13 protein-coding genes, 3 tRNA genes and 1 pseudogene are annotated in these 13,009 nt (G+C 73.3%); 6 read left to right on the top strand and 11 right to left on the bottom strand.

All coding sequences use genetic code 11. The features are described from left to right. Positions 1 to 103 precede the first annotated feature (103 nt). A complete protein-coding gene (locus BJF88_RS13335; protein WP_075829182.1) occupies positions 104 to 1,243 on the top strand; it encodes a substrate-binding domain-containing protein in 1,140 nt (379 codons plus the stop codon). Between the two features lie 53 nt (positions 1,244 to 1,296). Here BJF88_RS13335 and BJF88_RS13330 read toward each other — a convergent pair whose 3' ends face one another. From BJF88_RS13330 to BJF88_RS13305, 6 genes are all read right to left on the bottom strand, one after another. Continuing rightward, positions 1,297 to 1,749: a MaoC family dehydratase gene (locus BJF88_RS13330; RefSeq protein ID WP_075829181.1), complete on the bottom strand. Its 453-nt coding sequence runs from the start codon at positions 1,747 to 1,749 to the stop codon at positions 1,297 to 1,299. Then, entirely contained in the window at positions 1,746 to 2,213 is a 468-nt protein-coding gene (locus tag BJF88_RS13325; protein WP_075829180.1) for a MaoC family dehydratase N-terminal domain-containing protein, read from the bottom strand. The genes BJF88_RS13330 and BJF88_RS13325 overlap by 4 nt, the downstream gene beginning before the upstream one ends. A 23-nt stretch (positions 2,214 to 2,236) precedes the next feature. Further along, a complete protein-coding gene (gene rpmG, locus BJF88_RS13320; RefSeq protein ID WP_075829179.1) occupies positions 2,237 to 2,407 on the bottom strand; it encodes a 50S ribosomal protein L33 in 171 nt (56 codons plus the stop codon). Positions 2,408 to 2,494: 87 nt separating this feature from the next. Next, positions 2,495 to 2,571: transfer RNA gene (locus BJF88_RS13315), tRNA-Met, on the bottom strand. A gap of 59 nt (positions 2,572 to 2,630) precedes the next feature. Continuing rightward, positions 2,631 to 2,703 (bottom strand) — tRNA-Thr (locus BJF88_RS13310). Between the two features lie 166 nt (positions 2,704 to 2,869). Then, positions 2,870 to 2,951 (bottom strand) — tRNA-Tyr (locus BJF88_RS13305). A gap of 37 nt (positions 2,952 to 2,988) precedes the next feature. On the opposite strand from BJF88_RS13305, the gene rarD reads away from it, so the two are divergent. From rarD to BJF88_RS13290, 4 genes are all read left to right on the top strand, one after another. After that, on the top strand, positions 2,989 to 4,101 hold the full coding sequence (gene rarD, locus BJF88_RS13300; RefSeq protein WP_369824611.1) for an EamA family transporter RarD: 1,113 nt from the start codon (positions 2,989 to 2,991) through the stop codon (positions 4,099 to 4,101). Between the two features lie 215 nt (positions 4,102 to 4,316). Further along, entirely contained in the window at positions 4,317 to 4,625 is a 309-nt protein-coding gene (locus BJF88_RS22320; RefSeq protein ID WP_255372031.1) for a hypothetical protein, read from the top strand. Continuing rightward, positions 4,511 to 6,922, top strand: a complete 2,412-nt coding sequence (locus BJF88_RS13295) for a metallophosphoesterase (RefSeq protein WP_255372028.1) — start codon at positions 4,511 to 4,513, stop codon at positions 6,920 to 6,922. Before BJF88_RS22320 ends, BJF88_RS13295 begins: the two co-directional genes overlap by 115 nt. A 148-nt stretch (positions 6,923 to 7,070) precedes the next feature. Continuing rightward, positions 7,071 to 7,565, top strand: coding sequence for a YajQ family cyclic di-GMP-binding protein (locus tag BJF88_RS13290; RefSeq protein WP_075829176.1), 495 nt, complete (start codon positions 7,071 to 7,073; stop codon positions 7,563 to 7,565). 44 nt (positions 7,566 to 7,609) lie between these two features. Here BJF88_RS13290 and BJF88_RS13285 read toward each other — a convergent pair whose 3' ends face one another. Next, the gene (locus BJF88_RS13285) at positions 7,610 to 8,239 is read right to left on the bottom strand and encodes a PAS and ANTAR domain-containing protein (protein WP_158068947.1); all 630 of its coding nucleotides are present in this window, start codon (positions 8,237 to 8,239) and stop codon (positions 7,610 to 7,612) included. Between the two features lie 147 nt (positions 8,240 to 8,386). On the opposite strand from BJF88_RS13285, the gene BJF88_RS13280 reads away from it, so the two are divergent. Beyond that, positions 8,387 to 9,301, top strand: a complete 915-nt coding sequence (locus BJF88_RS13280; RefSeq protein WP_083649122.1) for an HAD family hydrolase — start codon at positions 8,387 to 8,389, stop codon at positions 9,299 to 9,301. Here BJF88_RS13280 and htpX read toward each other — a convergent pair. The 4 genes and pseudogenes from htpX to BJF88_RS13260 all read right to left on the bottom strand — a co-directional run bounded on the left by htpX (position 9,288) and on the right by BJF88_RS13260 (position 12,904). Further along, complete coding sequence (htpX, locus tag BJF88_RS13275) at positions 9,288 to 10,121, bottom strand: zinc metalloprotease HtpX (RefSeq protein WP_369824617.1); 834 nt, start codon at positions 10,119 to 10,121, stop codon at positions 9,288 to 9,290. The two genes, BJF88_RS13280 and htpX, sit on opposite strands and share 14 nt — an antisense overlap. A gap of 184 nt (positions 10,122 to 10,305) precedes the next feature. Then, a pseudogene (locus BJF88_RS13270) lies at positions 10,306 to 11,719 on the bottom strand (FAD-dependent oxidoreductase). Positions 11,720 to 11,957: 238 nt separating this feature from the next. Continuing rightward, positions 11,958 to 12,434 carry a hypothetical protein gene (locus BJF88_RS13265; protein WP_139316078.1) on the bottom strand — a complete coding sequence of 159 codons (477 nt, stop codon included), beginning with the start codon at positions 12,432 to 12,434 and terminating at the stop codon, positions 11,958 to 11,960. Positions 12,435 to 12,607: 173 nt separating this feature from the next. Then, complete coding sequence (locus tag BJF88_RS13260) at positions 12,608 to 12,904, bottom strand: WXG100 family type VII secretion target (protein WP_075829172.1); 297 nt, start codon at positions 12,902 to 12,904, stop codon at positions 12,608 to 12,610. Positions 12,905 to 13,009 lie beyond the last annotated feature (105 nt).

Below are 13,009 nucleotides of genomic sequence, written 5' to 3'. Positions count from 1 at the left end.
GTTTCGATCCGACGGGACGACGAGCGCTTCGAAACGATTCGAGGCATGGTGCCCAGTCTGCGGGTACGCTGGCACGCGCGTCAATCGACCAGGCGGGAGCGTGATGACCGGCACAGGGCACCGCGGCGGCGACACCGCCGGCGGCGCGTCGGCGCACCGCCCGACCCTTGCCACGGTCGCGGAGCGAGCGGGCGTCTCCGTCTCGACCGCGTCGCTCGCGTTCTCGGGGGCGGGGCCCATCACGCCGGAGACGCGCGACCGTGTGCTCGGGGCCGCCAAGGAGCTCGGCTACACCGGGCCGAACCCGCTGGGACGCCAGCTGCGGTCCGGCCGCTCGGGCGTCGTCGGCGTCGTCGTCGGCGACCAGCTGCGCCGCGCCTTCCGCGACCCCGTCGCCGTGAAGGTGCTCGACGGCCTCGTCTCGACGCTCGGCGAGAACGGCCTGGGCGTCCTGCTCATCCCCGGCATCCCGTCCGACGACCCGGAGCGCGCGGTGGACCCCCTCGTCGAGAGCGCGGCCATGGACGTCGCCGTGCTCGTGTGGGGCGTCGGCACCGACGACCCCACGCTGGACGCGCTGCGCCGCCGCGGCGTGCCCGTGGTCGTCGGCGAGGGCCGCCCCGTCGAGGGCGCCCCGCTCGTCGCGATCGCGGACCGCACCGGCACGGCGGAGGTGGTGCGCCACCTCGTCGGCCTGGGGCACACGCGCGTCGCCGAGGTCTCGCTGCCGCTCGACAGCTCCGACCGCAGCGGCCCGCTCGACGCGCACCGCCTGGCCCAGGTCGACCGCACCCCGACGGCGAACCGTCTCGCCGGGGTGCGCGACGTCGTGGAGCCCGTCGCGAGCTGGGAGACGGAGGCGTCGCTCGTCGAGCACGGGCGGTCCGCGGCGCTCGCGCTGCTCGGTCGCCCGGGGGAGGACGGCACCGTGGAGCCGCTCGACGCCGCAGCCCGGCCCACCGCCGTCATCGCCCACTCGGACCTCCTGGCCGCAGGCGCGCTCCTGGGCGTGCGCGAGCTCGGCCTGCGGGTGCCCGACGACGTGTCGGTCGCCGGCTTCGACGGGCTCGACCTCCCGTGGCTGGCCCCGGACGTCCTGACGAGCGTGGAGCAGCCGCTCGCGCGCAAGGGTGCCGAGCTCGGCCGGGCCGTGATCGGGCTCCTCGCGGGCGAGGAGCCCGGGACCGTCACGCTCGACGTCGAGCTCGTCGTCGGGACGACGACCGGGCCAGCACCCGCCTGAAAGGCCCCGCCCTGCCCGCGCTGCGCACCTCGCGCCGGCGGCGGACGACGGCGTCAGAGCCGGACGACGGCCTGCGTCTTGCCCAGCACTCGTGCGCCCTCGAACGTCACCGTGAGGTCGACGCGCACCGTGCCGGCGTCGGCGTCGATCGCCCCGATCGTGCCGGTGATCTCGACCGTCGCGACGCCCGGGTTCGGGACGGCGACGGGGCGCGTGAAGCGCGTCTGGTAGTCGACCACGGCGCCCGGGTCGCCGGCCCAGTCCTCGACGAGAGCGACGGCGGCGCCCATCGTGAACATGCCGTGCGCGATGACCCCGGGGAGACCGACCTGCTCGGCGAACGTGTCGTTCCAGTGGATCGGGTTGAAGTCGCCGCTCGCGCCGGCGTACCGGACGAGCCGGGCGCGGTCGACCTCGACCGTGCGCGTGCCGACGACGTCGCCGACGCTCAGCTCGGCGAGGACCGGGCGTGCCGCCGTCGCCCCGGTGGCGTGCTCGGCGCTCATGCGCCCTCCCCTCGGACGGCGAGCGTGGAGGTGACGGTCGCGACCGGCGTCCGCTCCCCGGCGTCGTCGGCCGCCTCGGCGAAGATCTCGCAGCGCGTGGTGACCATCGCGAGGCCGGCGCGCTCGACGATCGAGTCCACGTGCAGCACCGTCACGAGCTCGTCGCCCGCGACGATCGGCCGGTGGTGGGTGAAGCGCTCGTCCGCGTGGACGACGCGCGAGAAGTCGATCCCCGCCTCGGGGTCCTCGACGAGCTGCGCCTCGGCACGCTGCGCGACGACGACCGCGAAGGTGGGCGGTGCGACGAGGTCCGGATAGCCGACACCCCGCGCCGCCACGAGGTCGTGGTGCGCGGGGTGGGTGGAGCCGACCGCCGCGGCGAACTCGCGGAGCTTCTCGCGGCCGACGGAGTACGGCGCGGTCGCCGGGTACTCGCGTCCGGCGAAGTCAGCGTTGATCGCCACGGGTCGACGTGCGGACCGCTGGGTCAGCGGGTCTCGCGGTGCGCGGTGTGCTTGCCGCAGCGCGGGCAGAACTTCGCCATCTCCAGGCGGTCCGGGTCGTTGCGACGGTTCTTCTTCGTGATGTAGTTGCGCTCCTTGCACTCCACGCAGGCCAGAGTGATCTTGGGGCGAACGTCAGCGCTCTTGCTTGCCACGGTAGTGAGCCACCTCTCGCGCCTCCGGAGGGCGCATGTGCTGTGCAGGCCGCACGACGCCGGCCGCCGTACGGAGTTTGTCGAAAGTGGTAGCGGAGGCGGGGATCGAACCCGCGACCTCACGATTATGAGTCGTGCGCTCTAACCATCTGAGCTACCCCGCCGGGTGAGGAACGCGAGGCCGCCTCGCGGAATTCCGCAAGGCGACCCCGCGTCACCACAGAGCCCCGAAAGGGAATCGAACCCTTGACCTTCTCCTTACCATGGAGATGCTCTGCCGACTGAGCTATCGGGGCAGCGCGGAAAACTCTACACGCCCGCGGGCGTCCCGCGAAATCGGCGCGATGGCGCCGATCGTCGGGCCCGCACGCACTCCTCACGGACGAGGACGGCACGCCCGGGCGGCGGACCCGCCGTACGACGACGGGGCGCCACCTCGTGGTGACGCCCCGTCGGCTCCGGTGGCAGGTGAGGGATTCGAACCCCCGAAGGCTGAGCCGTCTGATTTACAGTCAGATCCCTTTGGCCGCTCGGGCAACCTGCCGTGGAACGTCGCGCGGTCCGCCTGCACGTCGTGCGAGGTGGGCCACGCGGGCGAGCCCACGATACAGCCACGAGCACCGCACGTGAAATCCGCGCCGGGCGCCGGCGCCCTGCCGCGCCCCGGCGCGCTCCTAGAGTGGTCCCGTGAACGCCCCCGCTCCCGCGCCGGAGCCCGGACCCGACCTCGGCACCACGCCCCGCAGCGCCGCCGCGGGCGCTGGTCCGCTCGACCGGCGGGGCGTGCTCGCCGGTGCGGGCGCTACGCCCTGTGGGGCGCGATGCCCCTGTACTTCCCGCTCCTGGAGCCCGCCGGGCCGCTCGAGATCATCGCGCACCGGATCGTGTGGAGCCTCGTCGTCTGCGTGGCGATGCTCGCCGTGGTCCGCCAGCTCGGTCGCTTCGTCCGTGTGCTGCGCACGCCCCGCACGCTCGCGCTGCTCGCTCTCGCCGCGGTGCTGGTCGCCACCAACTGGACGATCTACGTCTACGGCGTGCTCTCCGGGCACGTGCTCGACGCCGCGCTGGGGTACTTCGTCAACCCCCTCGTCACGGCACTGCTCGCGGTCGTCGTGCTGCGCGAGCGGCTGCGACCGGCGCAGTGGGTCGCTCTCGGGATCGGGGTCGTGGCGGTCGCCGTCATCACCGCGGGCGTCGGCCGCGTGCCGTGGATCGCGCTCGGCGTGGCGTTCAGCTTCGGGCTCTACGGCCTCGTCAAGAACCGCACCGGCAGGACCGTCGAGGCGCTGCCGGGCCTCGCGGCGGAGACGGCGACGCTCGTCCCGCTCTGCCTCGCCTACCTCGTCTGGCTCTCCGCGACCGGCGCGGGCACGTTCACGACCTCGGACCCCGCGCACGCGCTGCTGCTCGCATCCTCGGGTCTTGTGACCGCCGTGCCGCTGCTGCTCTTCTCGTCCGCCGCGCGCCGCATCCCGCTGTCCCTCGTGGGCATGCTCCAGTACCTCACGCCCGTCCTGCAGTTCCTCTGCGGCCTCCTCGTCTTCCACGAGGCCATGCCGCCCGCGCGCTGGGTGGGTTTCGCGCTCGTCTGGGCGGCGCTGGTCGTGCTCAGCACCGACGCGCTGCGCGCCGCCCGGGCCGCGCGGCTGGCACAGCTCCCGCGACCGCCTGCCGGCCGGTCCCGCGACGTCTGAGACCACGGCCCGGTCGAGACCGGGGCGGAACGTGCGGCGAGACGTGCGCCGACGTTCATGCCGGCGTCGTCCCGCGTTCACGGCGCGCGCCTAGCGTCGCAGCGCTGGTCGCCCTGCTTCCGCCGGCCGACCCGCGAACCCGCCCTGACAGCGCTGACGGATACGGTTGCGACGGTCGCCGCCGGCCCGTCCCACGGCTACCGAAAGGCTTCACCGTGCCCCGACGTCCCCGGCGGCTGCTCACCGCAGCCGCCCCCACCACCCTGCTCGCCGTCCTCACTGCCGGCGTCGGTCTCGCCGCGACGCCCGCCGCCGCGGCGCCGGCCACGGCCCCCGCGACCGCCGACGCCGCAGAGCCCGCCGCGTCGGCGGGCGACGACGACCTGGTTCCCGCTTCACGCTGGCGGTCCTGCCGGACACCCAGTTCTACTCGCGCTACGCGACGTCCAACTTCGAGCCCGACTACGGCACGAACCCCTTCGCCGTGCAGACGGCGTGGCTCGCCGAGCACGCCGACGAGCTGAACATCCCCTTCGTCGCGCACCTCGGCGACGTCGTCGACCGGGTCGGCGTGGAGGACGAGTGGACGACCGCCGACGCCGCGATGCGGAACCTCGAGGACGGCGAGCTGCCCTACTCGGTGCTCGCGGGCAACCACGACGTGCGCAACTCGAGCGACGACCACTACGACACCGCGTACGACCTCGCGGACGAGCCGTACCTGCGGTGGTTCGGCCCGGACCGGGCCGCGGGCCAGCTGACCGACGGCGGCACCGACCCGACGGGCATGAACCAGTACCAGGTGTTCGAGGCCGAGAGCCAGGAGTTCCTCGTGCTGGCGTTGTCGTGGCGCGCGTCGGACGCGACGCTCGCGTGGGCGCAGGGCGTCATCGACGCGCACCCCACGACCCCCATCGTCCTGACGTCGCACGACATCGTCAACGCCGACGTCGACACCGAGGGGCGTACCGGCGGCACCAGCGCCAACGGCGAGCGACTGTGGGACGGGCTCATCGCGCACAACGACCAGATCTTCCTCACGCTCAACGGGCACTACCACGGTGCCGCGGTGACCGAGCGCACCAACGACGCGGGCCACACCGTCACGCAGGTCCTCATGGACTACCAGATGGCCTACGAGGGCGGGAACGGCTACCTCGGGCTGTTCGAGTTCGACCTGTCGAACGACGTCGTCGACGTCGAGACCGTCTCGCCGTGGGTCGTCGCCAAGCCGACGGAGTCGCTCACGTCCTACGACGACCCGGTCCTCGAGGGCGACGCGCAGAGCTTCTCCCTGCCGATCGACTTCGCCGAGCGCTTCGGCGGGTTCAACCCGTCGTTCGGCCCGGGCGACGGGCAGTGGCCGTCCCTCAGCGACCGCGCCGTCGCGCTGCTCACCGACGGGTTCGAGGGCGTGCCGGGCTCGACCGACGTCGCGCCCGGGAGCACCCGGGACTACGTCGAGGTCGACGGCACGCTCGCGCACTGGCGCATGACCGGCGAGACCGGGACGGTCGCCGAGGGCACCGTGTTCGAGGACGTCGCGGGCGACAGCGACCTGCACCGTGCCACGATCGCCGAGTCCGGCTCCCCCACCGCCCAGGTCGAGGACGTCACCGTGGTCGACGAGACCTATCCGTACTCGTCGTCCGGCCAGGCCGTGTGCTTCGCGGGCTCGAGCCGTCTGACGGACCGCTACAGCTACCTGACCACGGACGCCGAGGCGCCGGTCAACGACGCCGACCTCTCGGACGGGTACACCATCGAGACGTTCGTGCAGATGGACCCCGACTGGACCGCCGACGACAACCAGTGGAGCAAGGCGCTCGTGCGCACCGGCAACCGCTCGCAGATCCCGGGCATGCCCTGGAGCCGCTGGGACTACACCGCCTCGCCCACCGCGCTGGGCATCTCCAACCTGCGCGAGCTCCAGTGGACCGAGGTCGGCCAGGACGCGACGAAGGGCGACCGCACCAACTGGTCCGGCGAGATCATGGTCGGCACGTGGAGCCACGTCGCGCTCGTCAACGACCCGGCGACGGCCGAGACGACGATGTACGTCAACGGCGCGCCGGTGCTGCGCACCGCGCAGGACACCGTCGGGGCGTCCTTCAACCCCGGGATGCCGTGGATCGTCGGTGCCGACTGGGTCGACGACGCCGCGACCAACGGGTGGCACGGGTGCGTCGGCGAGACGCGCATCGTCGACCGGCCGCTGGACCGCGACGAGTGGCTCACCGCGCGTCCCGACCTGTCCGGGCTCGAGGTCACCGACGTGCCCGAGCAGCCCGTGCCCGCGGACGTCGCCGCGGTCGCGCTGGGCGGCGTCGGCACGCCGCACGCGACGGTGACGGCGACCCCCGCCGGCGCCGCGGCGGTCACGACCACCGTCGCCGCCGACGGGACGTGGGCGCTCGACGTGCCCGCGGCGCCGATCGCGACGACGGGCACCGTGGTCGCGGTGGTGCAGGGCTTCGGCGGACGCGTCTCCGACCCGGTCGAGCTCACGCTCGCGCGGGAGTCCGAGCCGGACGACGGCCTCGCGCACACCGTCGAGGCGCAGGTGCGTCAGCTCGGGGGGCGCCCGTACCTCGCGGTGCGCGTGCACAACGACGCCGAGGTCGCCGTCGACGTCACCGTGGAGACCGACCACGGCAGCCGCTCGTTCGAGGACGTCGCACCGGGCGCGAACGCCTACCACGCGTTCGCCGTGCGCAGCGGCGACGGCTCGACGGGCACGGTCACGGTCACGGTGAGCGCGGTGCGCGACGGCGCGACGGTCACCGACCGCACCGTCCTCACCGGTGACGACCTCGGCTGACCCCGGTCACGGACGGAACCCGGGCGGGCGCGACGCTCGCCCGGGGTCCGCGCGTCCTCGGCGGTCGACGTGGCGCCGACTCGGCTACGGTGGTCTGCGCACGCGGCACCGCGCCGCGCCCACGCCGCAGCGTCACGAGGGAGAATCCATGGCCGACTCGTCGTTCGACATCGTGAGCAAGGTCGACCGCCAGGAGGTCGACAACGCGCTCAACCAGGCCGCCAAGGAGGTGTCGCAGCGCTACGACTTCCGCAACGTCGGCGCGTCGATCGCCTGGAGCGGCGAGAGCATCCTCATGGTCGCGAACTCCGCCGAGCGCGTGCTCGCGATCCTCGACGTCTTCGAGACCAAGCTCGTCAAGCGCGGGATCTCCCTCAAGTCGCTCGACACCGGGGACAAGGAGCCCAAGGCGTCGGGCAAGGAGTACCGCCTCGCCGCGACCCTCAAGGAAGGCCTGTCGAGCGAGAACGCGAAGAAGATCACGAAGATCATCCGGGACGAGGCGCCCAAGGCGGTCAAGACGCAGATCACCGGCGACGAGGTGCGTGTGACGTCGAAGTCGCGCGACGACCTGCAGACCGTGATCGCCCTGCTCAAGGCCGCCGACCTCGACGTCGCGCTCCAGTTCACCAACTACCGCTGAGTCGGCGGGACGGGCGTCGTCGCCCGCCGGGAGCGGGCGAGACGTCAGGTCAGCAGCCCGCGGACACGCGCCATCGGGTCGGGACCGCCCGCGCTGGCGGTCCCCACCACGTCCTCGGCCAGGTCCCGGAGCCGGACGTTGCGCTCGTTCGACACACGCTTGAGCAGCTCGAACGCGGTGTCGGGACACACGCCGCGCACCAGCGCCACGATGCCCTTGGCCTGCTCGATGGGCCCGCGGCTCGCCGCCGCGGCGCGGATGTCGTCACGGGCGCGCAGCTGCGCGTGCTGCACCACGACGTCCGTGACGTCGACGACGTAGCCCACGAGCTCGGCGACCTCCGTGCCGCCGGGACCGCGGCGGCCCTGGCCGACGACGACGAGGGAGCGCGCCCGTCCGCGGGCGTCCATGATGCGGTGCATGCTCGAGAACGGCTCGCCGGTCGCGCACGCCCGCGCCAGGACGCGCGCGACCCGGCCGCGGTCGTCCGGGTGCTTGTGCGCCAGCACCAGCTCCGTCGTCGGCACGACCTCCCCCGGCTCGAAGCCGTGCATGAGGTACGTCTCGTCCGACCACCACCAGCTCCCCGTGCCGAGGTCGAGCCGGTACCGGCCGACCTGCTGCCGGGACCCGCTCGTGAGCGCACGGTCGATGGCCAGGGTGTCGAGGAACATGCTCGTCTCCGCCTCGTCGCGAGGGTGACGAGCCACGGCCTGACCCATCCTCTCGACTGTAGACCCGGCGTCCCGGCGCGCGCTCCCGGGGACCGCGCCGGATGCTCCCGCGGGAGAGGCCGGACACTCCCGTGGGAGAGTAGGGCGGTGCCCGGCCCCGACCACCTGCCCCGGCTCGTCGCCACCGACCTCGACGGGACGCTCCTGCGCAGCGACGGGACCGTGTCCGGCCGCACGCGCGAGGCGCTCCTCGCGGCCGAGGACGCGGGGGTCGAGATCGTGTTCGTGACCGCACGGCCGCCCCGCTGGCTGGCTCCGCTGGAGGACGTCGTCGGCGGCCACGGTCGCGTCATCTGCCTCGGCGGGGCCGCCGTGTGGGACCTCGCGACCGGACGCGCGCTCGACGTGTGCGGCTTCCGCGACGACGCCGCGCTGGCGCTCGTGGAGGACCTGCGCGCGGCCGTCCCGGACGTCGCGCTGGCGTTCGAACGGGTCGAGGGGCCGACGTTCGACCCCGCGTTCCGCTCCGACGACGACGACGCGGCGGACCCCGCGCACGCCCGCACCGTCCGGCCCGTGGAGGGCACGCTGGGCCGGTCACCGCGCGACGCGCCCGGCCCCGTCCCCGGCCCGGTCGGGAAGATTCTCGCCCGCCGCGGCGGGACGCCGCCGTCGCCCGACGCACCCGCGACGCAGCCGGTGGTCGTCGCACGCGACGAGGACCCGGCGCAGGAGCGGTTCTTCGCCGAGGTGCGCGACGTCGTCGGGCACCGGGCGCACCTCGCCTACTCGGGGGCCGCCGGGCTGGCCGAGCTGTTCGCCCCGGACGTGACGAAGGACGCGGCGCTCGCGCGCTGGTGCGCGCGCCTCGGCATCGGTGCGGACGAGGTCTGGGCGTTCGGCGACATGCCGAACGACCTGCCCATGCTGCGCTGGGCCGGCCGCTCGTTCGCCGTCGCGAACGCCCACCCGGACGTGCACGCCGCGGCGACCGACACCACCGCGGCGAACGACGACGACGGGGTCGCGGTGGCCCTCGAGACCGCGCTCAGTGGTAGGTGACGCCCCCGTAGCCCGGGCCCTGACCGGCCATCGACTCGAGCCGCCGGATGCGGTCCGCCATGGGCGGGTGGGTCGCGAACATCTTCCCGACGCCCGCGCCGCGGAACGGGTTGGCGATCATGAGGTGGGAGACGTCGACGAGGTCGCGGTTCTGCGGCAACGGCGCCCGCTGCGTCCCGGCGTCGAGCTTGCGCAGCGCCGACGCCAGCGCGAGCGGGTCGCCCGTGAGGCGCGCGCCGTCCTCGTCCGCGTCGTACTCGCGCGTGCGCGAGATGGCGAGCTGGATGAGCATCGCCGCGATCGGCGCGAGGAACATCATCGCCAGCGCCGCGAGAGGATTGCCGCCGCGCTCCCGGTCGCCGCCGAAGAACAGCAGCAGCTGGGCGACGGAGGTGATGACGCCCGCGAGGGCCCCCGCGACGGAGGACGTGAGGATGTCGCGGTTGTACACGTGCATGAGCTCGTGCCCGAGCACCCCGCGGAGCTCGCGCTCGTCGAGGATGCGCAGGATGCCCTCCGTGCAGCACACCGCGGCGTTCTTCGGGTTGCGCCCGGTGGCGAACGCGTTGGGCGCCTGCGTGGGCGAGACGTACAGGCGCGGCATGGGCTGGCGCGCCGCGGTCGAGAGCTCGCGCACGATCCGGTACATCGCCGGCTGCTCGAGCTCGCTCACCGGTCGGGCGTGCATCGCCCGGATCGCGATCTTGTCCGAGTTCCAGTACCCGTAGAACGTCGTGACGAGCCCGAGGCCGACGAACAGCCACAGGAGGTTCGGCCGCGCACCGAACAGCGCCCACAGGCCCAGCAGGATGGCCCACATGACGCCGAACAGCGCGGCGGTCTTGAGGCCGTTGAAGTGCTGACGACGTCCCACGTGCGCTCCTTCCACGCTCGGGGCGGCCCGCCGTGGTGCCGGGCCGCCCGCGGACGACGGCCGCGCCGTCGTCCACCACGTGAACGTGCGAGACCCCCCGGTCGTTCCCGGGGACGCCGCCGAGCGCGGGTCAGCCGACCTGGGACTCCCCGCGCGCGACCCGGATCATCTCCTCGCGCGGCACGACCTTGATGCGCTCGCGCCCGTGCGGCTCCCCCAGCCCGCGCTCCGAACGCGTCCAGCAGCTCCCAGCCGGACCACTCCACGAAGTCCACCCCGCGCTCGGCGAGGAACTCGACGATCGCGTCCGGGCTGCCCAGCGGGGCGACCCGGCCGCCGGCCAGGTCGGCGGACGCGACGTCGCCGCCGTCCCCGGCACCGGTGACGTCCTCGACGAGGTGGCGGATCGTCTCCGAGGCGTCGGACTTGGTGTGGCCGATGAGCCCGACGGGGCCGCGCTTGATCCAGCCGGTCGCGTAGACCCCGGAGATGTGCTCGCCGTCGATGTCGACGACGCGCCCCTCACGGTTGGGGATGACGCCCTTGAGCTCGTCGAACGGGATCTCCGGCAGCGGCGAGCCGAAGTAGCCGACCGCGCGGTACACGGCCTGGACCGGCCACTCGTGGTACTCCCCCGTCCGGGAGACGGTGCCGTCGCCGTTGAGCTTCGTGCGCTCGGTGCGCAGCGCCTCGACCTTGCCGTCGCCGAGGACGGCCTCCGGGGCGTGGAGGAAGTGCAGGTGCAGACGGCGCGACGCCGTGAGCTCGCTCGGGTCCTTCAGCGCCCAGTCGGTGAGGGTCTTGACGACCTGCTTCGTCTGGTTGGACGAGTTGATGGCGGCCGTGGAGCCCTCGTCGAACTCGAAGTCCTCCGGGTAGACGATCACGTCGACGTCGGGCACGTGGCCGAGCTCGCGCAGCTCCAGCGGGGAGAACTTCACCTGCGCCGGGCCGCGCCGCGCGAACACGTGGACGTCGGTGACCGGGGACGCCTTGAGCGCGTCGTAGACGTTCTGCGGGATCTCCGTGGGCAGCAGGTCGTCCGCGTGCTTGGCGAGGATCCGGGCGACGTCGAGCGCGACGTTGCCGGCACCGACGACGGCGACCTGCTCCGCCTCGAGCGGCCACGTGCGCGGCACGTCGGGGTGGCCGTCGTACCAGGAGACGAAGTCCGCGGCCCCGTAGGAGCCCGGCAGGTCGATGCCCTCGATCGGCAGCGCCGCGTCGCGGATCGAGCCGGTCGAGAACACGACGGCGTCGTAGTACTGGCGCAGGTCGTCGAGCTTCAGGTCGACCCCGTAGTCCACGTTCGCGAGGAGCCGGATGTCGCCGCGGCCGAGCACCTTGTGCAGCGCGACGATGATCTGCTTGATGCGCGGGTGGTCGGGCGCGACGCCGTAGCGCACGAGGCCGAAGGGCGCGGGCAGACGCTCGAAGAGGTCGATGCTCACGTCGAGATCGGTCTTGGACAGGATGTCCGCGGCGTAGATCCCGGCGGGACCGGCGCCGACGATCGCGACGCGCAGGGGACGGATGCTGCTCACAGGACAGGACGCCTTCCGGTCGAGGACGGGAGTCTGGTGCTCGCGGCCGGGTCGTGCCCGACCGCACCGTGACGACCGGGGAGCACCGGCCGCAGGAGACCATGTCGATTGTACGACCGGGTGAGGGTAGCCTCACCCAGCCCTCTCCCGACCCTCCTACTCTGCCAGGCGTCCCGCCACTCGGACCCGCCGTCTTGTGATCCGGGCGAATGTAAACGGTGACGGCCTCGCGAAGGGGTCAGTCGCGGGCCAGGCGCAGGCTCTGCTGCACGGCGCGGATCTCCCCGCCCGCCCACGGCTGCTGCACCACGGTGCACGTGCCGGTCGTCTGGACGAGGTCGGCGACGGGCCCGCGCGGGACGAGGACCGTGCGCACCGACTGCACGAGCACGACGCCGCCCCCGCCCTTGAACTGCGCCTCGACCCAGCGGCCCGGCAGACCGTCGACGTCGACGTCGCCGCCGTCGAGCTCGCGCATCTTCGGCATGGGGCGGAGCTTGCGCAGCACCTCCGCGTGGGCGTCGTCCAGCGTGGCCTCCGCCCGGACGCGCGAGACCACGACGATGACATTCGGGTTGAACTCGCCCTCGGGCACCTCGCGGCCCAGCGCGAGCGGCAGCGCGACGTGCGGGAGCGGGACCCAGTGCTCAGGAGCGGTCAGGCTCACGCCGACCGGGGCCGGGAAGTCGCCGCTCGGGTACGTCAGGGTCGTCATGCCGGAGGTCACCGGTCCTTCCACGTGGTCGTGTCCGTCCGCCAGTCTCGCAGACGACCGTCGCACCGCCGGGCACGCGCTCGCGGCACGTGCGCGGCGCGTGCGCGGCGCCGGACGCACGGAGGGGCGGTCCCGCGCCTGCGGGACCGCCCCTCCGTGCGCGGTGCGCGACGTCAGCCGCGGATGCCCTGCGCGAGCTGGGAGTCGACGTCGGCGAGCGTCTGGGCCGACTGCTCGAGGAACGAGGCCATGCCCTCGATGCCCTCGACCGCCTGGGTCGTGCCCGTCGTGAACTCCTCGTACGACGCGTTGAACGCCCCCGACGCCTGGTCGGTCACGAACCCGCTCGCCGTGAGGTTGTTCACCAGCGTGCGCAGGTTGTTCAGCGTCTCCGTCAGCGTCTGCTGGCCGGAGCGCAGCTGACCGGCGACGCTCCGCAGCTCGTCGTAGGTGACGTTCATGTTCGCCATGAGGTGTCCTCCAGATCCTCGACCGGCCCCCACGGCCGATCCGTCGGCACGAAACTACCGTCCCCCGCCGTGCGGGTCGATGGGGACCGGTCCCCATCGAGCGGG

It is taken from the genome of Cellulosimicrobium sp. CUA-896 (assembly GCF_001942335.1).
In the GTDB taxonomy this organism is placed as follows: domain Bacteria; phylum Actinomycetota; class Actinomycetes; order Actinomycetales; family Cellulomonadaceae; genus Cellulosimicrobium.
Note: the sequence above shows the minus strand (reverse complement) of the source record. Positions and strands in the feature narration are given on the sequence as shown.